Origin of the sequence: Stenotrophomonas sp. PvP093 (assembly GCF_017876915.1) — a bacterium.
GTDB classification, from domain to species: domain Bacteria; phylum Pseudomonadota; class Gammaproteobacteria; order Xanthomonadales; family Xanthomonadaceae; genus Stenotrophomonas; species Stenotrophomonas muris.
In genome coordinates, this window is sequence record NZ_JAGIOX010000002.1 from 39,811 (window position 1) to 62,828 (window position 23,018).

General features: G+C 63.6%; 25 protein-coding genes. All 25 read left to right on the forward strand.

From position 1 onward, the window contains the following. Nucleotides 1-1,235: 1,235 nt before the first annotated feature. Nucleotides 1,236-1,547 (forward strand): hypothetical protein, encoded by a 312-nt coding sequence (locus J3A72_RS02270; protein WP_245336350.1) that lies wholly within the window; start codon nt 1,236-1,238, stop codon nt 1,545-1,547. 36 nt (nt 1,548-1,583) lie between these two features. Further along, nucleotides 1,584-1,802, forward strand: coding sequence for a hypothetical protein (locus tag J3A72_RS02275; RefSeq protein ID WP_209571840.1), 219 nt, complete (start codon nt 1,584-1,586; stop codon nt 1,800-1,802). Nucleotides 1,803-1,855: 53 nt separating this feature from the next. Further along, the gene (locus J3A72_RS02280; protein WP_209571842.1) at nt 1,856-3,835 is read left to right on the forward strand and encodes a ParB/RepB/Spo0J family partition protein; all 1,980 of its coding nucleotides are present in this window, start codon (nt 1,856-1,858) and stop codon (nt 3,833-3,835) included. A gap of 47 nt (nt 3,836-3,882) precedes the next feature. Continuing rightward, nucleotides 3,883-4,143 carry a hypothetical protein gene (locus J3A72_RS02285; RefSeq protein ID WP_209571844.1) on the forward strand — a complete coding sequence of 87 codons (261 nt, stop codon included), beginning with the start codon at nt 3,883-3,885 and terminating at the stop codon, nt 4,141-4,143. A gap of 488 nt (nt 4,144-4,631) precedes the next feature. Beyond that, nucleotides 4,632-5,069 carry a hypothetical protein gene (locus tag J3A72_RS02290; protein WP_209571846.1) on the forward strand — a complete coding sequence of 146 codons (438 nt, stop codon included), beginning with the start codon at nt 4,632-4,634 and terminating at the stop codon, nt 5,067-5,069. Between the two features lie 5 nt (nt 5,070-5,074). Beyond that, nucleotides 5,075-6,826, forward strand: coding sequence for a DNA primase (gene dnaG, locus J3A72_RS02295; protein ID WP_209571848.1), 1,752 nt, complete (start codon nt 5,075-5,077; stop codon nt 6,824-6,826). Nucleotides 6,827-7,626: 800 nt separating this feature from the next. Next, entirely contained in the window at nt 7,627-7,854 is a 228-nt protein-coding gene (locus tag J3A72_RS02300; RefSeq protein WP_209571850.1) for a hypothetical protein, read from the forward strand. After that, complete coding sequence (locus tag J3A72_RS02305; RefSeq protein WP_209571853.1) at nt 7,851-8,099, forward strand: hypothetical protein; 249 nt, start codon at nt 7,851-7,853, stop codon at nt 8,097-8,099. The genes J3A72_RS02300 and J3A72_RS02305 overlap by 4 nt, the downstream gene beginning before the upstream one ends. Then, nucleotides 8,092-8,421, forward strand: a complete 330-nt coding sequence (locus J3A72_RS02310) for a hypothetical protein (protein WP_209571855.1) — start codon at nt 8,092-8,094, stop codon at nt 8,419-8,421. The genes J3A72_RS02305 and J3A72_RS02310 overlap by 8 nt, the downstream gene beginning before the upstream one ends. Nucleotides 8,422-9,424: 1,003 nt before the next feature. Continuing rightward, the gene (locus tag J3A72_RS02315) at nt 9,425-10,258 is read left to right on the forward strand and encodes an LPD29 domain-containing protein (protein ID WP_209571856.1); all 834 of its coding nucleotides are present in this window, start codon (nt 9,425-9,427) and stop codon (nt 10,256-10,258) included. Nucleotides 10,259-10,462: 204 nt separating this feature from the next. Continuing rightward, the gene (locus tag J3A72_RS02320) at nt 10,463-12,259 is read left to right on the forward strand and encodes an autotransporter domain-containing protein (protein WP_209571890.1); all 1,797 of its coding nucleotides are present in this window, start codon (nt 10,463-10,465) and stop codon (nt 12,257-12,259) included. 67 nt (nt 12,260-12,326) lie between these two features. Continuing rightward, complete coding sequence (locus J3A72_RS02325; RefSeq protein WP_209571858.1) at nt 12,327-12,650, forward strand: hypothetical protein; 324 nt, start codon at nt 12,327-12,329, stop codon at nt 12,648-12,650. Next, complete coding sequence (locus tag J3A72_RS02330) at nt 12,650-12,955, forward strand: hypothetical protein (RefSeq protein WP_209571860.1); 306 nt, start codon at nt 12,650-12,652, stop codon at nt 12,953-12,955. The genes J3A72_RS02325 and J3A72_RS02330 overlap by 1 nt, the downstream gene beginning before the upstream one ends. A gap of 95 nt (nt 12,956-13,050) precedes the next feature. Next, nucleotides 13,051-13,545: a hypothetical protein gene (locus J3A72_RS02335; protein ID WP_209571862.1), complete on the forward strand. Its 495-nt coding sequence runs from the start codon at nt 13,051-13,053 to the stop codon at nt 13,543-13,545. A gap of 31 nt (nt 13,546-13,576) precedes the next feature. Then, a complete protein-coding gene (locus tag J3A72_RS02340; RefSeq protein ID WP_209571864.1) occupies nt 13,577-13,804 on the forward strand; it encodes a hypothetical protein in 228 nt (75 codons plus the stop codon). A gap of 57 nt (nt 13,805-13,861) precedes the next feature. Next, on the forward strand, nt 13,862-14,056 hold the full coding sequence (locus J3A72_RS02345; protein ID WP_209571866.1) for a hypothetical protein: 195 nt from the start codon (nt 13,862-13,864) through the stop codon (nt 14,054-14,056). 1,502 nt (nt 14,057-15,558) lie between these two features. Next, nucleotides 15,559-15,900, forward strand: a complete 342-nt coding sequence (locus J3A72_RS02350) for a hypothetical protein (protein WP_209571868.1) — start codon at nt 15,559-15,561, stop codon at nt 15,898-15,900. A gap of 978 nt (nt 15,901-16,878) precedes the next feature. Then, a complete protein-coding gene (locus J3A72_RS02355; protein ID WP_209571870.1) occupies nt 16,879-18,831 on the forward strand; it encodes a DUF3560 domain-containing protein in 1,953 nt (650 codons plus the stop codon). A 49-nt stretch (nt 18,832-18,880) separates the two neighbouring features. Continuing rightward, nucleotides 18,881-19,042 carry a hypothetical protein gene (locus tag J3A72_RS02360; protein ID WP_209571872.1) on the forward strand — a complete coding sequence of 54 codons (162 nt, stop codon included), beginning with the start codon at nt 18,881-18,883 and terminating at the stop codon, nt 19,040-19,042. 63 nt (nt 19,043-19,105) lie between these two features. After that, a complete protein-coding gene (locus tag J3A72_RS02365; protein ID WP_209571874.1) occupies nt 19,106-19,417 on the forward strand; it encodes a HigA family addiction module antitoxin in 312 nt (103 codons plus the stop codon). 12 nt (nt 19,418-19,429) lie between these two features. Continuing rightward, nucleotides 19,430-20,341 (forward strand): replication protein RepA, encoded by a 912-nt coding sequence (locus tag J3A72_RS02370; RefSeq protein WP_209571876.1) that lies wholly within the window; start codon nt 19,430-19,432, stop codon nt 20,339-20,341. 1,130 nt (nt 20,342-21,471) lie between these two features. After that, nucleotides 21,472-21,762 (forward strand): hypothetical protein, encoded by a 291-nt coding sequence (locus tag J3A72_RS02375; protein WP_209571877.1) that lies wholly within the window; start codon nt 21,472-21,474, stop codon nt 21,760-21,762. Continuing rightward, entirely contained in the window at nt 21,743-21,940 is a 198-nt protein-coding gene (locus J3A72_RS02380; protein ID WP_209571880.1) for a hypothetical protein, read from the forward strand. Before J3A72_RS02375 ends, J3A72_RS02380 begins: the two co-directional genes overlap by 20 nt. After that, the gene (locus J3A72_RS02385; protein ID WP_209571882.1) at nt 21,937-22,701 is read left to right on the forward strand and encodes a ParA family protein; all 765 of its coding nucleotides are present in this window, start codon (nt 21,937-21,939) and stop codon (nt 22,699-22,701) included. Before J3A72_RS02380 ends, J3A72_RS02385 begins: the two co-directional genes overlap by 4 nt. Further along, on the forward strand, nt 22,698-23,018 hold a 321-nt coding region (locus J3A72_RS02390), incomplete at its 3' end, for a ParB/RepB/Spo0J family partition protein (RefSeq protein ID WP_209571884.1). The genes J3A72_RS02385 and J3A72_RS02390, both read left to right, overlap by 4 nt.

Sequence of the window (23,018 nt, forward strand, 5' to 3'; positions counted from 1 at the left end):
GCAGGCGAACTCCACCAAAAGCTTGAGCGTAGGGAATCGTTGAAACCGATCGTCAATCAGAATCAACTTCAAACCCTGAGAGAACCGCTCCACTGTGCTGCAAAGTCGAATCAGCCTTCATTGGCGAAAACGCCTCTAAAGTGAACGCACCGCCACGGGTACAACAGAGCGAACGCGCACTTGCCTAGTCTTTGCAAATCGCTGTGTCAGGATCAAATTTGTGTGCTGAATTATGGGCCGTCTGTTCATGCCCATAGTCGGTTTAGTAGGTTCAAACCGCATGCCCAGCTTCAGCAACTGCAGCCCATGTCCTACGACCAGACGTGCCAGTAACGCGTGCGTTGGTGGCCGGTCCATCTAAACGTTGCGTCTGTCGAGGACCAAGCCTTTTAGCTCAATCCATGTGCGCGATTGATGGGAAACGTTTTACTGTTGGTGGGCCTTTTTCTGAGCAATCAGACCCATAGTCACTTTCAGATCGATCTTCTTCTGGGCAACGGTTTCAACTGGACAAAGTTTCTGGGCGGCGAATTCTGTCTGAGGCTGGACCGTAAGTCAGAACGAATCTCGTTGACCAACCTTCGCTTTCCACTGGAGCGGGCTGCGCCCCGGTCCCCGCAGCTACGCTGCGCCTTCGGCTGGTGCTTCGCATCGAGCCCACTGCGTGGTCTCGACCCTCCGGGCCTGGGCACCTTTGCCCTCCGCGCTGGCCAGCCAGCGCTGCGCGCTCCGCTTGCACTATGCGTGCACTTCCACCTCCCAGCCGTGGCCACGCAAGTCCATCTGCGGTGATCCGAGCTGGTTGCAGTTCCGGGGTGACTGCTCCGTTAGAGCTAGCCGCGCCCCAACCGCCGGGCGCGCCCAGCAGGCTGTTGTCGATGGTTTTCGGCGGTGCCGGCGGCACCGCGCCTGACGATCGCGCAGGCAATTTCGACGGTTACTTCGGCAGCGGGTACCCCGCTGCCTGCGCGGCCGCGACGCCGCGGCCTTGCAAGCCATCCAACCCCGAGTCGCGTCAAGGGTCGCGCCGTGGACCCGTGTCCTCGCCTTCGGCTGCGGGCCGCGCCAGTCCACGTCGACTCACAGCGGCGAGCCGCTGTGCCCCTTGACCCGCCACGGGGCTGGCTGGCCGGGGTTGCACATGCAGGTGCGCGCGGCACACCTGCCTGGTGAACAGGCCGCCAGCCACAAGCAAAGCCATTCCCTCGAAGTCGACAGTTTAAGGAGTCCAACGAATGAACAAGCGCACCCCGAAGCCCAAAGCGAATACCGCTACCACTCCGCCCTCCCGTCCGGCCGCTGGGCCGGCCGTACCGCCGGGGTACATCGTCCGCACCGGTAGCAAGCTGGTGCTGAGTCCCATTCGTGGAGTCGGGCCGCGTACGGCAGAGATCCTGCAGGTGGCCGTCAACGACTTCGGATTCCTCATTCCGATGGCCGCGTGCATTACCGACACGCTCTCCGGCTTCGCCTCGCGGATTGAGCTCTATACCAGCGACCGCAAGGCCCGCGCCGTCGCCGACACCCTTCACCGCCTGTCCGCCTGACGCACGGAGAAGTCTATGCGATCTGCAACCTCCCTCATGGACACCGCGAAGCGCGACGCCACTGAGTACGGCTACGAAATTGCAGCCGATGGACGTATCACCCGGGCCGACAGGCCGTCGTGGAACTCCCGCGCCATCGTGGCGCAGGAAGGCAGAGGTTTGAAGGTCCGTATCGAATCCTCAGGGAGCCTGCTTTGGAGCGGGCCGAGGATTGGCAATTTCCTGGAGAGCTTCTGGCTCGCCGAGAAGAAGTGACGCCGCGACACAGCGGCGCACCCATCAGCAACAACAACTTTGGAGAAACACCCATGAGCAAGAACATCAACAACATCAAGAACACCATCACCGTTCGGGTCAGCGATCTGGTCGTCTCGCCGCGCAACGTGCGCTACAAGTCCGCACCGCCGAGCGCTGCCAAGATTGAAGCCACGGCTGACAACATCATCGCCATCGGCTGCTTGATCCATGACCCCATTGTGGAGTTGATGGACGACGGGGTGTACGGCGTGGTTGCCGGCCGTACCCGACTGTTGGCGCTGCAGCACCTGATTGCCGATGGACGCCTGCCTGAGGACCATGAGATTGATGTGGACGTGGTACCGCAGGAAATGGCCGAAATTGTCTCGACCTCCGAAAACACGATGCGGGAGGATATGCATCCGCTCGACGAGTTCCGCGCCTATGCGTCGCTGGTGAAGTCGGGGAAGACCATCGAAGCTATCGCGCTTGCCTTTGGCACCACCCCCCTTTCGGTGGAACGACGCCTCAAGCTGGCGGCGGTCGCTCCCGAGCTTCTGGAATCGTACCGTGAGTCGGATTCGCCGAACCTGGAGCAACTGTCGGCCCTCGCTTCCACGGACGACCACGGCCGTCAGATTGAGGTGTGGAATGCCCGGAAATACTCTTCCTTCATGAACGGGCCGACTCACCTGCGCGATGCCCTGAACTCCGGCAAGATCAACGTGAAGTCCGACCGGCGCCTCACGTTGGTTTCGGTGGCCGAATATGAGGCGGCGGGCGGTGAAGTTCAGAGCGACCTGTTCAGCGATAATGCCTACCTGCTCAACGGCGACCTCTTCCTGCAGCTGGTCGAAGCCAAGATGCAGAACTCAGCCGCTGAGGTTCAGTCCGAAGGCTGGGCGTGGGTTGAAGTTGTGATGGACAAGATCGAAGAAGTCCGGGTGAAGTACGGTCGCACCAACGCCGTGCGCCGTGATCCGACGCCCGATGACATCGCCCGGCTCGACGCGATCAATGAGCGCGTGCGGATTGCCATTGCGGCCTACGAGGCGGCGGAGGCAGCCGGATTCCCGGAAGACAACGAGTACGAGCTTTCCGACGCCGTTTCCGAGGCAGAGCAGGAGGTAGATGACTATCCGGATAGCTTGCTGCATTTCACGGCTGAGCAGCGGTCGTATGCGGGCGCACTGGTGTTCCTGGACTACGATGGCGAACTGATGGTCGAGCGCGGCTACGTGCGTCGTGAGGATCGTCGCTCCATGGACGAAGCCACCCGACAGACCAAGGGTGCCGAGGTGATTGGGGGCCGTGAAACCGACGACGCTGGTAGGCGTGCCGATGCGCTCTCGCAGACGATGGTTGATGAACTCCACGGGCACCGCATTCTGGCTGTGCAGAAGGAACTTGCGAAGAATCCACGGGTTGCCAAGGTGATGCAGGCCGTATGGGCGATTGGTGAAATATCCGGGGGTAGCTCCCTGCTGGAAATGAGCATCCATAGCACTTGGTCGCTGCGCAGTCGGCTGCGGCAGCTCGGCGGTGGCGTCAAGCAGGCTGCCGAGGAATTCTATGACGCGCTGGAAAAGCAGGTGGGTACGATGCCTGATGATGCAGCCGCGCTGTGGGCATGCCTGATGGACAAAAGTGATGCCGAGCTTGACGCCATCATCGCCATGGCAATCGCCAAGGCGGTTGCGCCCAAGGCGGCTCACGACGGCCTGACGGCCTGCCTGCTCGATTCGCTGGGCTTCGACATGGCCGACCACTTCACGGCTACCCCTGAGAACTTCACCAGCCGGGTGACCAAGAAGATCGTCAGCGACGCTCTCCAGGAAGCCGAGGTTGGCGAGGGCGTGAACGTCGATGGTCTGCGCAAGGGCGACCTCGCTTCTCTTGCTGCCGAGCGTTTGAAGGGCACGCGTTGGGTGCCGGCCATCATCCGCACCCCTGCACGGGCGCCGATTGAGCCGCCGAAGCCCGGCAAGAGCGCGGCGAAGAAGGCCCCGGCAAAGAAGGCACCGGTGAAGGCCCCCAGCAAGAAGAAGTAACCACCACTGCGGGGCCGGCCACCGGCCTGCCCCGCTTAGGACCTACCATGATTGACACCGTTTTTTGGATGGAAGCATACGAATCGCTCAAGGCACGCGGCAGCGTGAGCTTGCCGGAGGGCCAGTACCAGGGTGTGACGCAGATCGATAACGCCGTGATGAAACGGGCCATTGAGAATGCGTGCCACGCAGTGGCAGATGAGCTGCAGGCGTATCTGCCTACCGGCTATACGCCGCCCACGGACGCTAGGCGGCAGCATCTCATCGCGGCAGTGACGTGGTTCGCCCACGGGGGAGAGCTGCGGTGAATCAGCACCCCCACCCCGTCCACGACCACATCGTAGAGCTGGCCCGCGAGGCGATTGCGCGCGGGCCGGAGGGCCTCGCTCCTGGCGACGTCATCGCAGCGGCATTCGCTCTTAACCGGCCAGAATGGCTCCCTACGGCCGGTGTGACCTTGGCCGAGGCGGTAGACCGTTTGGGTCCAACGTGGTTGTCCCATATCCCGGTCGCTGCCCGAGTGCTGGCGCGGGAGGTTGGCGGCGGCCAAGGGCTTGAGGGGCGGGTTTCGAGAGCTTTCGATGCGGCGGCCAGGCGCTACGAAGTGGATCCAGAACCAGGTTGCCCGTACGGTCGGCTGCGGTTTCGCTGCTGGACAGGCGCGGACCTTGAAGTTCAGGGACAATTCCCCTCAGATCGGGGGGAAGAGGCGCATGGCCTCGGCCAAGAATGGGTCGGAGGCAAGAGTCCCGACGTGATTGGCTCGTTACTCCCCTAGCCCACCGGAGGACTCGCAATGGCCCGTCAGTTTGAGCACACCCCATGGGAAGCCAAATCACTTGTCGCCCGTCTGGGCGCGAGTTGGCTCGCGCCACTGACTGTCATTGCGCTTCTGCCTTGGCTCGCTGCCGAGGTCTACGCGTGGACGGTGCCCGATGCAGGCCCATTCCTTCGCGGCTTGCTGAATCTTGCTGCCATGACCGTGCCGTTCCTGAGCCTGTATCTGCTGCTGATGCGTTACCGATACCAGGGCGGCGACCTGGACGCATACGACCTGCGGGTCATCGCGCAGATCGCTATTGCACGTCCGGAGGTCGGCGCAGTTCTCCGTCCCTACACCGCCGAAGGACTGCGGCTCCGCAAGAGCGACCAAACGGCAGTTGAGCGGTACCACCTATCAAAAGGCGGGCGGTTCTATGAACCCGACGAACGCCGAGTTATCGACAACCTCTAATCGCTATGGCCCTCCTTTCCAACGCCTACATTGACGAAGTGCTCGCTCGCACGGACCTTGTCGAAGTCATCGGCAGCCGCGTGGCGTTGAAGCGTGTGGGCCGGGAAATGACGTCGTGCTGCCCATTCCACAAGGAGGAGACCCCGAGCTTCACGGTATCGCCCGCCAAGCAGTTCTTCCATTGCTTCGGATGCGGCAAGCACGGCAACGCCATTCAGTTCCTGATGTTTCACGATGGCCTGTCTTTCCGTGATGCCGTATCTGCGCTTGCTCAAGCAGTGTCGATGCCCCAGCCGGACACCAAACAGGCTGATGCGAAGGACGAAGCACGCGCATCGCTATATGGCGCCTGCGCGTTCGCTGCTGACCACTACCATCGTGCGATCGCTGCGCCGGAAGTGCGTGAGTACCTGGCACTACGCGAAATTGGTGAAACATCCGTAACAGATTTTCACCTTGGCTACGCATCAGGTTCTTGGGATGGCTTGCAAACAGCCCTCCGTGCGAACGGTGTCACGCCTGCTGTGCAAGAAGCGGCTGGATTGGTCAGTCGCGCCGATTCTGGCCGCCTGTATGACAAGTTCCGTGGCCGGTTGATCTTCCCCATTCACGACACGCGCGGCCGGGCCGTCGCGCTCGCGGGGCGAATCATTTCCACGTCGGGGACACCGAAGTACCTCAATGGCCCCGAGACGGACCTTTTCCGAAAAGGGGAGCACCTGTACGGCTTGTGGCAGGTGCTCCAGGCGCAGAAGCGCCCCGCCCGGCTTATCGTTCTTGAGGGCTACTTGGACGTGGTGGCTGCACACCAGCACGGATTCACGGCGGCGGTGGCCACGATGGGGACTGCAACTACCGACGCCCAGGTCCGGCTTGCCTTCCGGTACACCGAGGACGTTGTTTTTTGTTTCGACGGGGACCGTGCCGGGCTGGAGGCAGCATGGAAGGCCCTCCTCGCCGTGCTGCCCCACATGGCGCAGGGCAGGCAGGTCGATTTCGCATTCCTGCCATCCGGGCATGATCCCGACAGCATCCTTCGAGAGCGCGGCCGCGACGGCTTCAGCCAAGTCTTGAGCGCCGCAGTTCCCCTGTCCCAGTTCCTTTTGGACAGGCTCCGGGATGGCATCTCACTCGACAGCATTGAAGGCAAAGCACGGCTCGCCGAGCGCGCAAGACCATGCCTCAAACTGATTCCCGAAGGCGCGTACAGATCGCTGCTATGGCAGCACGTTGAGCGCCTGACGGGCTTACGCATCGATGACAGCCCCACCCTGCGCGCAGCGATGCGGTCAACACCTACCCAGGTGTCATTCCGCAAGAGCGACGTCCGAACTGCGATCACCCTAATTCTCCACATGCCAGCCCTCGCTGCGCACGGGTGGGCCGAGGGAATCGGCCTTTATCGCTGCCTCAATTTGCCCGGTATGGACCTGCTGGCCGACCTGATCGATGCCTGCGCCCAATCCCGGGAACTGGAACCGGCCCAGCTGCTTGAACACTTCGAGTCGCACCGTGACCACCTGCATTTGCTGACCTTGGCCGCGCTTCCACTTGATCTTACGGAAGAGGCGATGTCAAAAGACTTTGGCCGCGTCATGGGTCGAATTGACGAGGGTGCGCGGCGACGCAGGATCGAGCTGCTCCATCACCAGGACGTATTGTCCGAGGCCGACCAGGAGGAACTACGTTCCCTGCTGGCGGTGTTCCGCGCGCCCAAAGTCCGCAAACGGCGGCCCCAGCGGCACCGCTCGGCCTAATTCACCCCTTTAATTATCTGACGCATCAGCTAATGGGGCGGGCTGCGCCCCGGTCCCCGCAGCTTCGCTGCGCCTTTGGCTGGTGCTGCGCATCGAGCCGCTTCCAGCGTCTCGACCCTCCGGGCCCGGGCACCTTTGCCCTCCGCGCGCCATGCCGGCGCGCTGCGCGCTTGCGCTTGCGAGAGGCTGCAGGACGCCATGAGCGTCCTGCAGGGTCGACCCTGCCCCCACCAGCAGCGCAGCCGGTACGGCCGCGCCGCCGCAGGCGCCAACGTCGACGAGGTGCTGGCCGACATCGGCTGCGCCGACGCTGGCCAGCTGCATAACCCTGTCGGCGGCGCCAGCCGCCGCCCTGCCATCCGCTGCACGGACCCTACCGGTCAGTGCAGGGGTATCGCCTACAGATGCTCGGGTCCGGGGAGCCGGCCCCAATCACCAGGCTAGCCGCGTTGCTTATCGGCGGTGGCAGTACGCCCTTCGATCACGCGAGCATTTTGCGACGGTTACTTCGGCAGCGGGTGTCCCGCCGCCTGCGCGGCCGCGTGCCGCGTCCTTGCAAGCCATCCACCCCTGTGGCGCGTCAAGGGTTCGCGCCGTGGATCCGTGTCCTCGCCTTCGGCTGCGGGCCGCGCCAATCCACGCCGACTCACAGCGGCGCCGCCGCTGTGCCCCTTGACCCGCCACTGGGGCGGCCGGCCGGAGTTGCACATGCAGGTGCGCGCGGCACACCTGCCTGTGAACAGGCAGCCAGCCACATCAAGAGCGCCAACCGTCCCTTTCCCGCTGGAGCAATTTTGAAGATGAGTAAGACCGAATTTACTGTCGAAGTGACCGACAGCAAGCGCAAATATCCCGCTCGCACGTACACGGTTCACGAAGTGAGCGAGTTTGCTGCCGGGTGGGAGGGGGTGAAGCGCTTCATCAATGACAACAACCATCCTCCGCTGCAAGCCGGAACCCGCCTCAGCACCTATTTTGGCCGGTTCTGCACGGTAGTGGCGCGCGCGTCGGCCGGAGCGCGAGCATGAGCGCAGCAGATCCGCAGTGGTTTGGCCTGAGCGTGTCCCAGGAGCCGGAGAGCAACATCGTGCAGACGTGGGTCTTCGAGGACCACATGCAGTTTGTGTATGCCGTACAGGTGGCGATTGCAAACCATGTGCACCTGATTGAGGCGCACGTCTACGCGCAACATCCACGGGCTGAAATTTCGACTTCGAGTGATTTCCACCGCTGGGTATCTACCCGTGAGCAGGTTGCTGAACGCCATGAGTAAATTCGTGCACATCGTTGATGTCGAACTGGCGGCGGGTTTCTACCTCCACAGAGCGCAGATGACCGGAGTCGAGCTTGGCCTACCGCGTTTCAGCTTCACCGGGCACGAAGATGACGATGAACTGCACGCCATTGCTGACAGCGCCTTTGAGACGTACTCACGTGGACCATTGACGGAGCAGCTGGCGGCGGACCTGTTCGCCTACAGGCTCATTCGGGACACCACCGACTTGCAGTGCGCCCACACTGCCGAGCACCGCATCCGACTGATCGTGGAATCCTTTGAACATGCAGGTATAGACATGCTGGAACCGGGTCAGTAAGGGAGCGGCCACAGCCGTTTCAAGGCGGCCGTCATCCACGGGGACGACCAGGTGCAGGACGCTGCCGGCAGCTCACGCCGCCGGTGACGTCCTTGCGGCAGTGCCAGCAGCCGGCCAGCGGCCGCCCAAATTGCCGACCGTTCCGGCGCGTCCGCGCCTGCAGGTCCAGTGCCGTGCGCCGGCGCGCCCGGCACCGTCGCCCACGTCGCCAGCCAGCACCGCGTCCACGCCGTTGCGGCCGCGCCGCTGGCTGGCGACGCGGGCGACTCCGGAGCAGGACGTTGCCGGCAGCTGACGCCGCCGCCAATGTCCATGCGGCATCGCCCGCAGGCGGCCGGTGGCCGCCCTGAACGTCGACCATTCCGGCGCTCCGCGCCTCCAGGTCCAGTGCCGGGCGCGCAGTACGCCCGGCACGGTCGATCCCGGCGCCACCAGTATCACGTCCGCCACTTGGCGGCCGCGCTCCTGCAGGCGCCGACCTCGACTCGGTGCTGGCCGCCGCCGGCGTTCGCCGACGTCGACCAGCTGCATTTATGCGGCGGCTTCATCGCCGCCTTGCTCGGCGATGCCCTGCTCGCCGTGGCCATCGCCTCCTTCGGACGCGCGGGAGCGTCCCAAATGCCGGCCGCGCCCCGCTAGCGAATATCGGTGCGTTACGGCGGTGCCGGCGGCACCGCACCTGACGATCGCGCAGGCAATTTCGGCGGTTACTTCGGCAGCGGGTGCCCCGCTGCCTGCGCGGCCGCGACGCCGCGGCCTTGCAAGCCATCCCGCCCTGTGTCGCGTCAAGGGTCGCGCCGTGGACCCGTGTCCTCGCCTTCGGCTGCGGGCCGCGCCAGTCCCCGTCGACTCACAGCGGCACGCCGCTGTGCCCCTTGACCCGCCCCTGGGCCGGCTGGCCGGGGTTGCACATGCAGGTGCGCGCGGCACACCTGCCTGGTGAACAGGCCGCCAGCCACAAGCAAAGCCCTCTCTCGGTGTAGACAGATTAGGAGTCGTCCCAATGCAGAATGACCTCATCCCCGTTGGCCAGATTGTTCACACCAACCTTTGCGGGTTCGGTGCCGGCGTTGTCGTTCGCTGCCGCCCCCATCCCACGGCGGGCCAGTTGTACGACGTCGTCTTTTCTGACGGTCGCGCCAAGAATGGCCTCTCCGTTTTTTCCCTGCGCGGGCGGCAGTGGCGGCTCCTGGACGAGATTGCATGCACGGAAGAGGTAGAGGCCTGCATCGAGCGAGCAGCCGAATACTGCAAGGCTGAAGACGCAAGGTCTGCGGCCGCCGCAGCTGCCCGCTATGCCGAGGTGGCCAGCCTTCGAGACGCCGTCGAGAACGCCCATCTGGTGCAACTTGGCCGGGATCCGTCGCCCGCACAGGTAGCGGCCAACATCAGACGTCACCTCAAGCATCAGTTTCCGGGCGTGCGGTTTTCCGTGCGCTGCATGGGGCACTCCTCGGTCGTGGTCGGTTGGGGCGATGGGCCGGCGTGGACGGACGTGGCAGCGCTCCTCCGGCCCTTCAAAGCTGGCCGGTACGACGGACAGGCCGAAAGCTACGTTTTCGACAACAGCGTATGGGGCGAAGTGTTTGGCAGCGTCCTCTACATCCGCTGCACCCGGCAATGCAGCGATGAGCTGATTGCGTACGCGCTCGGGCACGTCAGTGGTCCCGCAGGCGAGGAACTGACCGTGCAGGGCTATCGGGCCGGTCTGTACGTCTCGGACGCCTATGGCGCTTGTTTGCCGGCGGGCGTTGCAAGCCTTCAAGCCTGGATCACAACGGCTATTTCCCGTTCCGCAGCGGTGGGTCGGTCGTTCAAGCACACACAGGCCCAATAGACATCAAAGCCGTGGCAAGTCTGAGACACCGGTCACGCCTGGAATGCGCAGCACTCAACTTTAGGAGGTCTCCGCCGATACCGCCGCTTACCATATCCAGTTCTCTCCAATATTCCGATTCACCATCGCGGCTGGAATGCCGCATCAAAACAAGCAAACAGGAGCTTTCCCATGACTTCCCGTAACCGCCCGATTCGTACCCTGCTGGCTCTGGCCGTCGCCTTTGCCGCTGTGCCGGCAATGGCGCAGTCGCCCTACTCGAAAACCGTCTTCATCGGCGACAGCCTGACCGACCAGGGCTATTTCCGTCCGCTGCTGCCGGCCTCCGCGCAGCCGGTGACCGGCCAGTTCACCACCAACCCGGGCTGGGTGTGGGCGCAGCATGTGGCGGATTACTACGGCACGAATGCCACCGCCAACGGTAACGGCCAGACCGGCGACAACTACGCCGTGGGCGGCGCCCGCGTGGGCACCGATTCGACCGGCGCGCTCGGCTTCACTCCTTCGCTCAAGACGCAGACCGCCAACTACCTGGCCGCGAACGGCGGCAAGGCCGACGCCAACGCGCTGTACAGCGTGTGGGGTGGTGCCAACGACCTCCTGGCCATCACTGCCCCCGCCCAGGCCCCGGCCGTCATCGGCGCCGCCGTGAGCGACCAGGTCGGCATTGTCGCGACCCTGAAGAATGCCGGCGCGCAGTACGTGGTCGTTCCCACCCTGCCCGATGTCGGCCTGACCCCGCGTTTCCGTCAGCTGGGCGCGGCCGGAATGGCGCAGGGCACCGCGCTGGCCACGGCCTACAATGACGCTCTGTTCGACGGGTTGAGCGCGGCTGGACTGCAGGTGATCCCCGTCGACACCTTCCACATGCTGCAGGAAATCGTTGCTGCGCCGACGACCTACGGCTTCACCAACGTCAGCGACACCGCCTGCAATCCCCTCCTCGCGCCGTCGGCTCTGCTGTGCAACCCGCTGAACTACGTCGCCCCGGATGCTGCCAATACCTACGTGTTCGCCGATTCCATCCATCCCACCACCGCGACCCACCAGATCCTCGGGCAGTACACCCTGTCGGTTCTTGAAGCACCCCGACTGCAGCAGGTTCTGACCCGCTCGGCGCAGACCATCGGCCGCTCCCGCGCCGACCAGGTCAACCTGCATCGCGCTGGTCCTGCGGGCGATGGCCTGTCGTGGTGGGGCAGCGTTCGTGGTGACCTGCAGCGCTTCGACCATGGCGACGTGTACGACGGCGCGGCGCCTGCCGGCCTGTTCGGCGTGGACTGGGCTCAGGACGGTATCGTCCTCGGCGGCTTCGCAGGTTTCGGCAAGGTCGACGCGGACTTCGGAAACAGCCGTGGCGACTTCACCCAGCAGGACACCACTGCGGGCCTGTTCGCCGGGTGGTACGGCGAACGCGCCTGGGTGAATGGCCAGGTCAGCTACACGTGGATGTCCTATGACGTGAACCGCAAGGTTCAGCTCGGGCCGGCAACCCGCCAGCACAGCGGCTCGCCGGACGGCAGCAACCTGACCGCCGCCCTGAATGCAGGTTACGAGTTCGGTACCGAAGGCGGCTTCCGCCACGGCCCGATCGCGTCCGTGATCTGGCAGAAGGTCAAGATCGACGGCTATACCGAAAATGCCGACGCCGGCACCCTGGCCACCGCATTGGGCTATGGCAACCAGGACGTGGACTCCACGGTCGGCCGCATCGGCTGGCAGGCCCGCTTTGACGGCGGCAGCCTCAAGCCGTACGCGCAGCTGACCTACGACCACGAATTCGAGGATGGCCAGCAGGCCAGCGCATGGCTGCAGAGCATGCCGGAAGTTGGTATGTACAAGGTTCCGGGGATGGACTTTGACCAGAGCTACGGCACCGCGATCCTCGGCGCGCGTACTGAGCTCTTCGGCCTGCAGAGCAACATCGGCCTGCTCCGCACCCTCGGTCAGAATCGCTCTCAGGATCTGACCGTGTTCGCCAGCTTCACCGGTTCCTTCTGATGAACCCAGCCGCGCGGGCTTAATCGCCCGCGCGGCATCTTCAAAAAATCCAACTCAGGAGCAAGGTATGCGCTGGATCTTCCTCGGCCTGCTTATTCTTTCAGTGATCGGAATCTACCTGAGTGCCCAGCAGCAAGATCAACGGGACGTCCAACAGACTGCGCTGCTGGTCAGGCTTGAACGCGTGGGCACCGATGATGCCCGCACGGTGGTCGACGAGTGGCGACGCGAACATTCGTCTCCTTCCACCGGCGATATCCAGGGCCTGACTCTGCTGGTGGAAAGGGTGGAGAGAGATCCGGGCGCCGCGAAAGAGCACACCGCTGCGGCGCGCTCGGCCGCCAAAGCACGGCTCTGCGAAAAAATCAGCATGCCATTCGGGGACTGCTGATGCGCGTGCTCGAACTAGCCGTGGGCGTACTGTTCGCTGGACTGTGCTGTGTGGTCGCAACGTTCTACCTGGCAAGCACAACGCCGGCACTCCATACCGAGGCGCAAAGCGCGCTTCTGGCCAGATTGGAACGCGTGGGCACTGAGGATGCTCGCACGTTGGTTGATAAATGGCGCCACGAGAACCCGTCGCCTTCCGACGAGGACTTGCAGCGCCTGACTCTGCTGGTGGAAAGGGTTGAGAAGGATCCTGGCACCGCCAAGGAATATACGGAGGCAGCGCCGCGCAGCACGCGCGAGAATTGAGACACGATCAACTTTCCATTCCCGCTCTAATGACCATACGCGCAAGGCCAGTACCGACATACGGCCTCGAACGCTATCAAACAAGGATTGATTTCATGCATAGCACCAACATTCAGAAGACAGCATCGCTGTGGGCTCGCCGTTTCGCCGTATGCGCTTGCGTCTTGGTCTCCCCAGTGGCGGCTGCCGGCAACGTCGACAGCGATTCCCGCGTCGTGGACGGACGTGTGCAGCTCCTTCTGACGAACCCGAACCCCAGCATTCCGGTCACCCTGGAGCGCGTGGAAGTTCCCGTTTCGTTGGTCCACAAGAAGAAGGGCGTTGTGGAAGCCGCAGAGATCCGCGTAGTTCCCGCCTCGGGCGTTGTAGGCGCTCCCACCATCATCGACCTGGGATCGGTGGAGGACGTGTTCAACGGCGGAGGCGAAGCGAACGAGACCGTCGCCGTTCTCAAGGAAACCACAACTGTGGGCATGAAGAAGTGCCTCACCAGGCACACGCCTGTCACCGTGCTGCTGCGCGTGGCCGACGCCACCGTCAAACTCATGCGCGCGGTGCCGTCGACGTTCTGCCACGCGCGGGCCGACTGACCGCTTTCCATTACCCAACCAGGACACTCTCATGGATGCTCAAGTTCAGAATGCAGACGTTTGGGATCAACTGGCCGACAAGCTCGAAGCGTCGCTTTTGGCTCAACCGAAGGCACTCGCGGTGCACTTCCTGAAAACAGCGTCGGCAGGTGAATTGGCCGACCTCGCCGGGGACGCCTTGCCTTCGACGGACAACACCCGCGCTAGTGTGGTTCAACACCTCACTGCGCGGATCCAGTGGACGAACGTGAAGTCGTAGACTTACCGCCCGGCATGGCCCGGGCCCCGCAAAACGCGTCTTCCGCTGAGAGGCCACATGATTACCCGAACCAAACAAATTCTCATTGCGCTGGCGGCAACCGCTGTTATGACGCCGGTCTACTACTTCGTGATTACCCGATTCACGTTGTACATGCAGCTGTGGGGATGGACGAAGCCAGGAATGCTGCTGGTGGCGTTGATGATGGGTGCCGGAAGTGGCCTCGTCACATGGATCCTCGCTCGTCGTTAATGATGGTATTCGGTGGGGGGGGCGGCCTTTGTGGCCGCCTTTTTTTTTTGCGGGTAGTCACCCCGACCCAGCTGGCGTGGTCGATGGGCGCTGCGCGCCCATACGGTCGGCGGTGCTGCGCATCAAGCCGCCTGCGGCGTCTCGCCCCTGCGGGCCTTGCCCTCGCCCCTTCGCCCCGGCGCAGCCGGTGCTGCGCGCTCCGCTTGCAAGCATCAAGGCAGTCCGCGACGTGTGTCGGTAAACGCTTGGAGCCGCTACTTGGCGGGACGTTTCGCCCAATGCGACTGGAGGCGGTTAGGCTGCTCGCATGTTGCCTGCTGCCTACCACTGGGATCACGACCCGACCGGGTCATATCTGCGTTTCAACTATCGAGGCGTGGCCTCAATGCGCGTCGACGTCAACGGAAAATGGCCGCACAGCATCCGGTGGCAGGGCCGCGAGCTGCACGGAGTGGCTGGGAGCCGAAAGCAAGCCATTCGGTGGATTGAAGCGTGGCTGAGCTGTCGCAGTGGCCTTCCCGCGATTCCAAACCGCCGCTCTTCACGGAAGTAGCCACAAGCTCGCAGGGTCGAGGATGCTTCAGCCGGCACGGCTTCCAGGGTGGGCCATGAGCGCCGCATCGCCAGCGATGCCGCTCATGCCGGCGTGACCCGCCGCCCACCAGGTTGACGCCGGCCGGGGCGTGAAGCGGCTCCCAGCTGGTGCTGGCCAGCGCGGGTACCCGCTGTGTCCGAAACGCGGAAGCAGCAGCAGGCACGTCCCAATGCCCTGCCCAACCAACTGAGGAATGGCGCCTTCTGCAGCGGCGCCGGCGGCACCGCGCCTGGCGATCGCGTGGGCATTTTCGAGCGCTACTTCGGCCGCGGGTGCCCCGCAGCCTGCGCGGCCGCGACGCCGCGGCCTTGCAAGCCATCCCGCCCTGTGTCGCGTCAAGGGTCGCGCCGTGGACCCGTGTCCTCGCCTGCGGCTGCGGGCCGCGCCAGTCCCCGTCGACTCACAGCGGCAAGCCGCTGTGCCCCTTGACCCGCCCCTGGGCCGGCTGGCCGGGGTTGCACATGCAGGTGCGCGCGGCACACCTGCCTGTGAACAGGCCGCCAGCCAAGCAGCACAGCCCTCAACTGAACCGACAGGACCAGAATGAACACTCAGCACACTCGCCAGAACGGCACCAGCGCACCGGCCACCCCTGAGGCTATTTCAGCCTGCGGCTACCACGTCGTGGGGCGCTACCGCGCTGCAAGCGGAGAGGTAGGCGTCGAGGTGCGAATTGGGGCCGTGAGCGGCCAGCTCACATACGCGGGTGCGTGGGGCAATGGCGTTTGCTACGACAAAAACCGTATGCGACAGCTCCTGCAGGGACTGCTCGCCGGGCGGGTGGGTGCCGTAGATGAGGTGCCATTCGGCGGTGTGACCGTCGCGCTGTAAGTCAGATCGCCGGCCGCTGCCTCCTTGCGAGGAGGCAGCCACGGGCGATTTGGTCCCGATGACGAGAGAGAAGAGGATGACATTCACTTATCACGCCGATGGCGATGCGAATCACTACACCTTGATCGAGGGTGGCCGGTGGATTGCTGCGGTCAAGCTCAATGGGGAAATGCTGGCAGAGAAGCAGGAGCGCATCATGCAGTGCTTCGCCGACACCCTCGGCGGGACCGCATTCCAGCTCAGTAACCCGCTGCATCTGGCGGCGGTGCTCGCGGGCCTGCGGTTGCTTCAGAATTCCGACACGCTGCCGCCCGACATCGACGCCATCCTCACCGATAGCGGGTTGCTCCCCCGCATCTGTGACACCGACATTGATGCCCTTTGCGAGCGGTTGACCTGCGCGGCGGGCGAAGAATGAAAGCGCGCCTGCGAACGAAGAATCTGAGGAACCGGCGGCACTACCTGGTCCCTGCATTTGTGGCCAACCATTTCGGACATGCGTCGACGCGGCTCGCCACATTTAGCTTCAGGCTCCACTACACGGCTGTTATGGCGAATCCCTGCCCCACTTCGTGAGGATTGCGCGCCACCGGCCATTACGGTCGGGGGCGCTTACAGTTGGATCTAAGGGCGCCTGAGCGTGTGACCGGAGCTGGCCAGCGCCGGCGGCCGCCGGCGCTGGCCAGGTGCGTCTGCAGGCGGGCGGCGCCCGCCAGAATGCCGACCGTTCCGGCGCTGCGCGCCTGCAGGTCCAGCGCCAGGCGCATGGGGCGCCCGGCGCGGCCGACGCCGCCCTGCAGCGGCGGCGCCGGCAAGGTGCTGGCCCGCGCCGGCTGCAGCCGACGCCGACCAGGTGCATGCCTGCAGGCGGCCGCTGCGCGGCAGATGTGCCGGCCGTTCCAGCGCTTCGCCGGCACGTAGGCGGCGTGGCCGCCTGAGGCGGCCAAAAGGGCGGGTAACAACCCCAGTAGCTGCATCCACAATCCATGCAAGCCGGATGGAAGCTACCGCCCCCCAGCAGCGCTGCAGCAGCTGCTGCTGCCCAGCCTCGGATCAGTGCGGCGGTGCCGCCGGCACCGCGCCTGTGATCGCGCAGGCAGTTTCGACGGTTACTTCGGCAGCGGGTACCCCGCAGCCTGCGCGGCCGCGACGCCGCGTCCTTGCAAGCCATCCCGCCCTGTGGCGCGTCAAGGGTCGCGCCGTGGACCCGTGTCCTCGCCTTCGGCTGCGGGCCGCGCCAGTCCACGCCGGCTCACAGCGGCGCGCCGCTGTGCCCCTTGACCCGCCCCTGGGCCGGCTGGCCGGGGTTGCTCATGCAGGTGCGCGCGGCACACCTGCCTGTGAACAGGCCGCCAGCCAAAGCAGCACAGCCCACACCCGAAATGGAATGAACGCGATGACCAACATGACCGCCACTTACTCGCCCGAAGACAACAAGCTGCGCCTGAGCAGCGCAACCCGGCTGCCCACCAGCGATTTCGAGCTGCTCAAAGCGGCCGGCTTCCGCTGGGCAGCGGTCCAGGCAGTATTTGTCGCCCCAATGTGGACCCCGGAACGCGAAGACCTGTTGCTCAATCTGTGCGGCGAAATTGGTGATGAAGACACGTCCCTCGTTGACCGAGCGGAGCAACGTGCTGAACGCTTTGTTGACTACCGGGAAAGCCGCCTGCAGGACGCCAAAGCGGCGCGGGAAGGTGTCGAGGCGATCGTTGAGCACATTCCGCTTGGCCAACCCATTTTGGTCGGACATCACAGCGAAAAGCGTGCGCGAAAGGACGCCGAGCGTATCTCGACCGGTATGCGCAAAGCCGTCTCCATGTGGGACACGGCCACCTATTGGGCGTCCCGCGCGGCCGGGGCACTTCGCCACGCGAAGTACAAGCAACTTCCCGACGTGAGGGCGCGCCGAATTAAGAGCATCGAGGCCGACGCTCGAAAGGCAGCGCGCAACCTTGCCGAGACCGGTGATGCAATGGCGCTTCTCCAAGGTTCTGAGATGACAGCGACCAAAGCTAAGGCAATCGCCAGCGTTACGCCCTGCCTGTATGGAATGTGGAGCAAGCTCAATGCCGACCCGGAGAGCTTCGAGCAGATCATTTCCGATTCGCTGGCTCTGCTTGAGCGCTCACGCGCCAGGCAGGAGCGTTGGCAGGCGCACTATGAGAACCGCCTTTCCTACGAACGCGCCATGCTGGACGCACAGGGCGGTTTGACGGCCGACAAGTTCAACATCGTGGCAGGTGGTGCTGTACGTATTGGCGGCGAGTGGCTGAAGGTGTTGCGGGTGAATCGTGCCGGCGGACGGGTAAGCAGTGTCACCACCGATGCGCGCTATGTGCCAAAGCGCGGCATTGAGGAAGTCCAGGACTACCGCGAACCGAGTGCGGACCAGCTCGCCGCCACCGAGGCGGCTTGCAAGCTCCCGCCTTTGTGCAACTACCCAGGAGCGGCCGCCGTCTGCATGACAAAGGCAGAATGGGCAAAGATCCACAAGGACTACAAGGGGTCGCGTGAACTAGGGCAGGCAGCCGTCCGGCCGCGATTTGGTCGCCCAGATGTGGCCACCCAGGAGGAGGAGGTTCCCGCTGTCGGACGTCATCGGATCCGGGTGGTTGTACAAGGCGGAGCGCTGCGCCCGGTGTATCTGACGGACCAGAAGCGGAAGGATCCCCCCGCCCCCGTGTTGGTCGACCGCGAGCCCGCCGGCGACGAAGAGGATTCCGGTTTCAATGCCTCTGAGGCTGATGCGCCGTCGCCCTCCCCCAGGCCGGCACCGGTCCGTTCAGAGGATGAGGCCGCAATCGACGCAATGCGTGCGCAACTGGGCGGCGGCGGCATTCAAGCTGTCCGGTCGGAACAGCTGTTCCCGACTCCCCCAGACCTGGCGCGGCGCATGGTGGACCTGGCAGGACTGGCTGATTGCATGACCTTGTTAGAGCCGTCCGCCGGCACCGGGCGCCTCCTGCAGGCCGTTCGCGATAGCGGCGCTGCCGTCGTTTCCACGTCCATTGAACTCAACCCGCGCCTCTGCGAAGCGCTGCGACTGAGCTACGCCGACGTACGGCAAGGCGATTTCTTGGACTTCGGCGGGGACGTGCTCGGAAGCTTTGATGTTGTGCTGATGAATCCGCCATTTCGCAATGCAAGCGACATCAGTCACATCCTGCATGCCCTCCAGTTTGTCCGTGACGGTGGGCGGCTGGTGGCGCTCTGCGCCGATGGCCCGAGGCAAAACGAAAAGCTTCGCCCCCTCACACTTCACGGCGGCTCATGGGAGCCGCTCCCCCCCGGGACGTTTCAAGCGGAGGGCACCGGCGTCCGCACGGTGTTGTTGACCATCCAACGCTGAACATTGCGGCCGGTGCTCAGGTACCGGCCGCTTTCCGAGGACACCTACCATGCTGCTGCCTGACGATGTCTCCGAGCTGTTGAGCCTGGCATTGCCGACACTAAAAACGCTGTACGAACGCGGCTGCGCGGACTCGCTGAGTATCGACGCTGGCGCGCTAATGGTGCTGGTCAGCGATGCACTCGACCGGCGTGGCCACGATCACCAATAGTAACGATTGCTGGTATTACCAAATGGCGTTACTATTCTAGGAGGCCATTTCAAGTTGCAAACCATGAGTACCTCGCCCGCTTCCCTTCGCCCTGCCCATCCAGGGACACGTCTACAGCGGTTGTTGAAGGAGCGCGGCATTACTGCCTATCGCTGCGCTGCTGACATCGACGTCCCGAAGCCTCGCGTCTATGAGTTGGTCAAAGGGTTGAGTTCGGTTACCCCGCCTATGGCGCTGCGCTTAGGGGTGTATTTCGGGGATGGCCCTGAAATATGGATGGCCGAGCAAGCGCGTTTTGACCTGGCCCGGCAGCAGGCGGAGCTGAAAGCCGACCTTGCCGCCATCCGTCCATTGCCGCTGCTCGCGGCCTCCTGACAGGTAACGTCAATGACCACAGCCATGCCTGCCGAAAGGCGTAAGGACAAGAAGCTGATCGACACCTCAGCGGCCATCATGGGATCCGCTCCGGAGGGGGACGATATTGCGTTCCTGCATTCCACCTTCTGTCAGGTCGGCCTGCCGCGCAGTAAGCCTAAAACCAACATCTTCGAGCGGCGCAGCGGTACTGCCGCGATCCGGTTGGAGGCCGGCGCGCTATGGAATGGCGCGGAGTATGTGCAGCAGCACCTCCCATATGGCACCAAGCCGCGTCTCTTGCTACTTCACCTGATTCGTACGTATCTGCGTACCGGCGACAGGTCGGTTGACTTGGGCAGCAGCCTGCGCGATTTCCTGGACACGCTGAACATCGATTCCAGCGGCGGTAAGCGTGGGGGGATGACCGGTTTCAAAGAGCAGATCAAAGCCTTCGCTGCGTGCCGCATGGTGATTGGCTACAACACCAGCACCGGGGCGGCGCGCACGCGGCCAGCTGAGCGGATCGTTGAAGAGTTTGAAGCATGGCCCGAACTTGGCGGCGTCGGAGGACAGCGCACGCTCTGGCCGGGCTCGCTTCTCATCTCTTCTGAATTCGCCAGCTCGATTGAGAAGGCGAGCGTGCCTCTGGATGCACGCGCTATCCAAGCGATCCAGGACAGCGCGCTTGCCTTGGACCTGTACGCGTGGCTCGCGCACCGCCTCACTCGTTTGAACGCCCCGACTACCCTGCACTGGATGAGCCTGAGGGAGCAATTCGGCCAAGAAATCGCCGACCCTCGCAATTTCAAAAAGAACTTCGTCAAGGCGCTACGTGACGTGCTGCAGGTGTACCCGCACGCCAAGGTGCAGGACGTGTTCGGCGGAATTCGCATTTACCCGTCTTTGCCGCCCGTCCCGCGTAAGCTCATTGCCGTTGGCTGATTGCTTGCCACCTACTCAAAACCCGGCTCAGGCCGGGTTTTTTGTTTCTCTGTGTGGGGATCATCCCGACTGGCGTTGGTGCGCGGAATCTGCACCCCTACGGCTCGGCCGGGCTAGGTCCGGGAGTCATGCGCCTGGCCGTCCGGCATTGCTACGGGGGCCAGCGCTTGGCGCGCGCGCCAGCTGCGCGGAATCTACACCCCCTGTGCCGAGGGCTGCGGGGAATTTGCACCCCCCCGGGGCGGAAGTGAGCACCGGGGAGCGTGCGCGGAATCTGCACCCTTCCCTACTCCAGCCATGCGCGGAATCCACACCCCCTCGCCCCATCGGACCTGCGCGGAATCTGCACCCCACTGGATCCGGCGGCCGCCGGAAACCTGCGCGGAATACGCACCCCCGCGCCCTCTGCGTGCGCTCGGCGGCGGCGCGCGGAATTAGCACCCCAGCCAGGCTGGGGATAAGGCTGTGCGCCTGGCGAGTTATCCACGCGGAATTAGCACCCCGGCCTGCGCGGAATCTGCACGGCATGTGCGCGGAATCTGCACGTTCATTTTGCGCTGAATTTGCACGCCCATAACCGGTAGTTGCTCCGGTTGTCTTTGCCTATAACAGTTCCGGTAGCTCTCACGGGTTTCTGTGGGTAACCTGGCCAGCTCGGATCCAACGCCGCCTACCCTCCTACGTCCATGTAGTCGCCCCTCCGCTTCGCTGCGGCCTTGCGCGGGCATCCATGCCCGCTCAAGAGCAAAAAGGAGTCGGCTACGCCGACAGCATCTAAAAGCGTGTCGGCAAGTCATTCCCAGGAAGAGCCGGTCTAAGCGGCGCGGGCACAAGTGCCCGCCCTCGCGCTACGCGCGACCCTCCGGGCGCAAGACCCGGACAAAGAGCGCGCTAACGCGCGCTCAGCCGGGTTTGTGTGCAAACCGGCTCGCGCCGGACGCTGTGACCTCATTGCCCACAGGTATGCAGAAAGGAAGGGGTCCAAGGCCATCGGCGACTGGAAGCCAAAGGGCGAAAGGGATAAGGTGTCATCTAGGCATCTACGCATCTAGACATCTTGACACCAGTGCCCATTGGCGTAGAATTGCTACTGTCGCACTGATGCGACACTGTTCGACAAGGAGACAAAAATGGGTTTGTGGGTGACGTTCTATGACGGCCCGCCTGACCAGGTGGAGGAGGCTTGCCGGCGTGCAGAAATCGCGCTGCAGCAAGCGGAAGTATCAGCAACTGATGCACAAGAAGCGGCGATAGTCGCGGCCGACCTGGCAGCGGAGGACTACGACGGCCCTACCCCCAACGACAAGCATGTTGTCGCCTGGTATGAGGCCGAATATGAAGCCCTCGCCTATCTGCAGTCTCAAGACAATGGCGAATGGCCCAACGGAGCCGCACTGATCTATGTCGACCAAGGCGAATAAAGACGCGACCGGCCATCGCTTTACCGCGCGCATGGACACCGAAGTTTGGCAGTCACTGCGTGTGTTGGCCATCAAGAGCGGCAAGACGTTCCAGGAAGTGCTCGAAGAAGCTGCTAAGGCGCATCTGAAGGCGCAAGCCGCACCTACGCCAGAGACCAAGAAGAAGGGGACAAAATGAAGAGCCTTGCTGTCGCCAATCAGAAGGGCGGCGTAGGAAAGACCACGATGGCCACCCATCTGGGCTGGTTTGCAGCCGAGCAGGGGCAGAGCGTTCTGCTGCTGGATCTGGATCCCCAGGGCAATGCGAGCTCCACGTTCAAGGAGTATGCGGTTCCAGACCTCACGACATCCATGATGTTCGCGGCACAGGTGCCGAGCGTGCCGGTGCAGGCGGAAGCGGGTCAGATAGCCCTGATCGCATCCGACAAAAAGTTGGTTGACCTGGACAAAGAAGAAGCAAGCACGCTGTCCAATTTCGTGCGGGCGGTCAAGACGATTGGTGCGGGTTTTGATTTGGTTATCGTCGACGTGGGCCCGAGTCTGGGCAATCGGATGCACGCCGCTTTGCTGGCGTGCGACGCGCTGATCAGTCCGATCACGCCCGAGACCTACGCCATTGAAGGTGTTGCCGAAATGATCCAAACCCATCGTCGCATCAAGATGGTCAAGGAGAAAGCCGGCCTGCCTCTTGTGTTCCTGGGGATTCTGCTGACCAACGTCAACCGCCAGTACCCTCGGCACAAAGCTACGGCCAAGACCCTTCTTGAAACCCACGGCGACAAGATTCTGCCGGTCTGGATGCCTACCCGCTCCGTGGTGGGCGACTCCCAAAGTGCGCGTCTCCCTGTCTGGAAGATGGGAAGCAGTTCCCGTGATGCCGGCAACGAAATGCGCGACGTCTGCAAGTTTATCCTCGACAAGTTGAGCGCCAGCGTATGAGCAAGAAGCCCGCACCCACCGGATTGGAGTCCGCGCTTTCCGCCCTGGATCTGTCCAGCAGCCTTCACGACCTGCCGTTGACCGCAGCTGGTGCTGAGGAGACCCCGTACCGTGTCGTGGCCGTAGCGGACGTGTATCCCGATCCCGACCAGCCCCGCCGGACCATTGACGAACAGAAGCTTGTGGAACTGGCCCAGACCATCGCGGCACAAGGCCTCATCCAGCCCATCCAAATCAGGCCCCACCCTGCCCTGCCCGGCAAGTGGATGATCGTAGCGGGCGAACGTCGCTGGCGAGCCACCAAGCTCAACAACCAG

Excerpts from the sequence above, each read along its gene's own strand:
- J3A72_RS02270 (WP_245336350.1), top strand. The coding sequence starts at position 1,236 with ATGAACAAGCGCACCCCGAAGCCCAAAGCGAATACCGCTACCACTCCG.
- J3A72_RS02275 (WP_209571840.1), top strand. The coding sequence starts at position 1,584 with ATGGACACCGCGAAGCGCGACGCCACTGAGTACGGCTACGAAATTGCA.
- J3A72_RS02280 (WP_209571842.1), top strand. The coding sequence starts at position 1,856 with ATGAGCAAGAACATCAACAACATCAAGAACACCATCACCGTTCGGGTC.
- J3A72_RS02285 (WP_209571844.1), top strand. The coding sequence starts at position 3,883 with ATGATTGACACCGTTTTTTGGATGGAAGCATACGAATCGCTCAAGGCA.
- J3A72_RS02290 (WP_209571846.1), top strand. The coding sequence starts at position 4,632 with ATGGCCCGTCAGTTTGAGCACACCCCATGGGAAGCCAAATCACTTGTC.
- dnaG (WP_209571848.1), top strand. The coding sequence starts at position 5,075 with ATGGCCCTCCTTTCCAACGCCTACATTGACGAAGTGCTCGCTCGCACG.
- J3A72_RS02300 (WP_209571850.1), top strand. The coding sequence starts at position 7,627 with ATGAGTAAGACCGAATTTACTGTCGAAGTGACCGACAGCAAGCGCAAA.
- J3A72_RS02305 (WP_209571853.1), top strand. The coding sequence starts at position 7,851 with ATGAGCGCAGCAGATCCGCAGTGGTTTGGCCTGAGCGTGTCCCAGGAG.
- J3A72_RS02310 (WP_209571855.1), top strand. The coding sequence starts at position 8,092 with ATGAGTAAATTCGTGCACATCGTTGATGTCGAACTGGCGGCGGGTTTC.
- J3A72_RS02315 (WP_209571856.1), top strand. The coding sequence starts at position 9,425 with ATGCAGAATGACCTCATCCCCGTTGGCCAGATTGTTCACACCAACCTT.
- J3A72_RS02325 (WP_209571858.1), top strand. The coding sequence starts at position 12,327 with ATGCGCTGGATCTTCCTCGGCCTGCTTATTCTTTCAGTGATCGGAATC.
- J3A72_RS02330 (WP_209571860.1), top strand. The coding sequence starts at position 12,650 with ATGCGCGTGCTCGAACTAGCCGTGGGCGTACTGTTCGCTGGACTGTGC.
- J3A72_RS02335 (WP_209571862.1), top strand. The coding sequence starts at position 13,051 with ATGCATAGCACCAACATTCAGAAGACAGCATCGCTGTGGGCTCGCCGT.
- J3A72_RS02340 (WP_209571864.1), top strand. The coding sequence starts at position 13,577 with ATGGATGCTCAAGTTCAGAATGCAGACGTTTGGGATCAACTGGCCGAC.
- J3A72_RS02345 (WP_209571866.1), top strand. The coding sequence starts at position 13,862 with ATGATTACCCGAACCAAACAAATTCTCATTGCGCTGGCGGCAACCGCT.
- J3A72_RS02350 (WP_209571868.1), top strand. The coding sequence starts at position 15,559 with ATGACATTCACTTATCACGCCGATGGCGATGCGAATCACTACACCTTG.
- J3A72_RS02355 (WP_209571870.1), top strand. The coding sequence starts at position 16,879 with ATGACCAACATGACCGCCACTTACTCGCCCGAAGACAACAAGCTGCGC.
- J3A72_RS02360 (WP_209571872.1), top strand. The coding sequence starts at position 18,881 with ATGCTGCTGCCTGACGATGTCTCCGAGCTGTTGAGCCTGGCATTGCCG.
- J3A72_RS02365 (WP_209571874.1), top strand. The coding sequence starts at position 19,106 with ATGAGTACCTCGCCCGCTTCCCTTCGCCCTGCCCATCCAGGGACACGT.
- J3A72_RS02370 (WP_209571876.1), top strand. The coding sequence starts at position 19,430 with ATGACCACAGCCATGCCTGCCGAAAGGCGTAAGGACAAGAAGCTGATC.
- J3A72_RS02375 (WP_209571877.1), top strand. The coding sequence starts at position 21,472 with ATGGGTTTGTGGGTGACGTTCTATGACGGCCCGCCTGACCAGGTGGAG.
- J3A72_RS02380 (WP_209571880.1), top strand. The coding sequence starts at position 21,743 with ATGTCGACCAAGGCGAATAAAGACGCGACCGGCCATCGCTTTACCGCG.
- J3A72_RS02385 (WP_209571882.1), top strand. The coding sequence starts at position 21,937 with ATGAAGAGCCTTGCTGTCGCCAATCAGAAGGGCGGCGTAGGAAAGACC.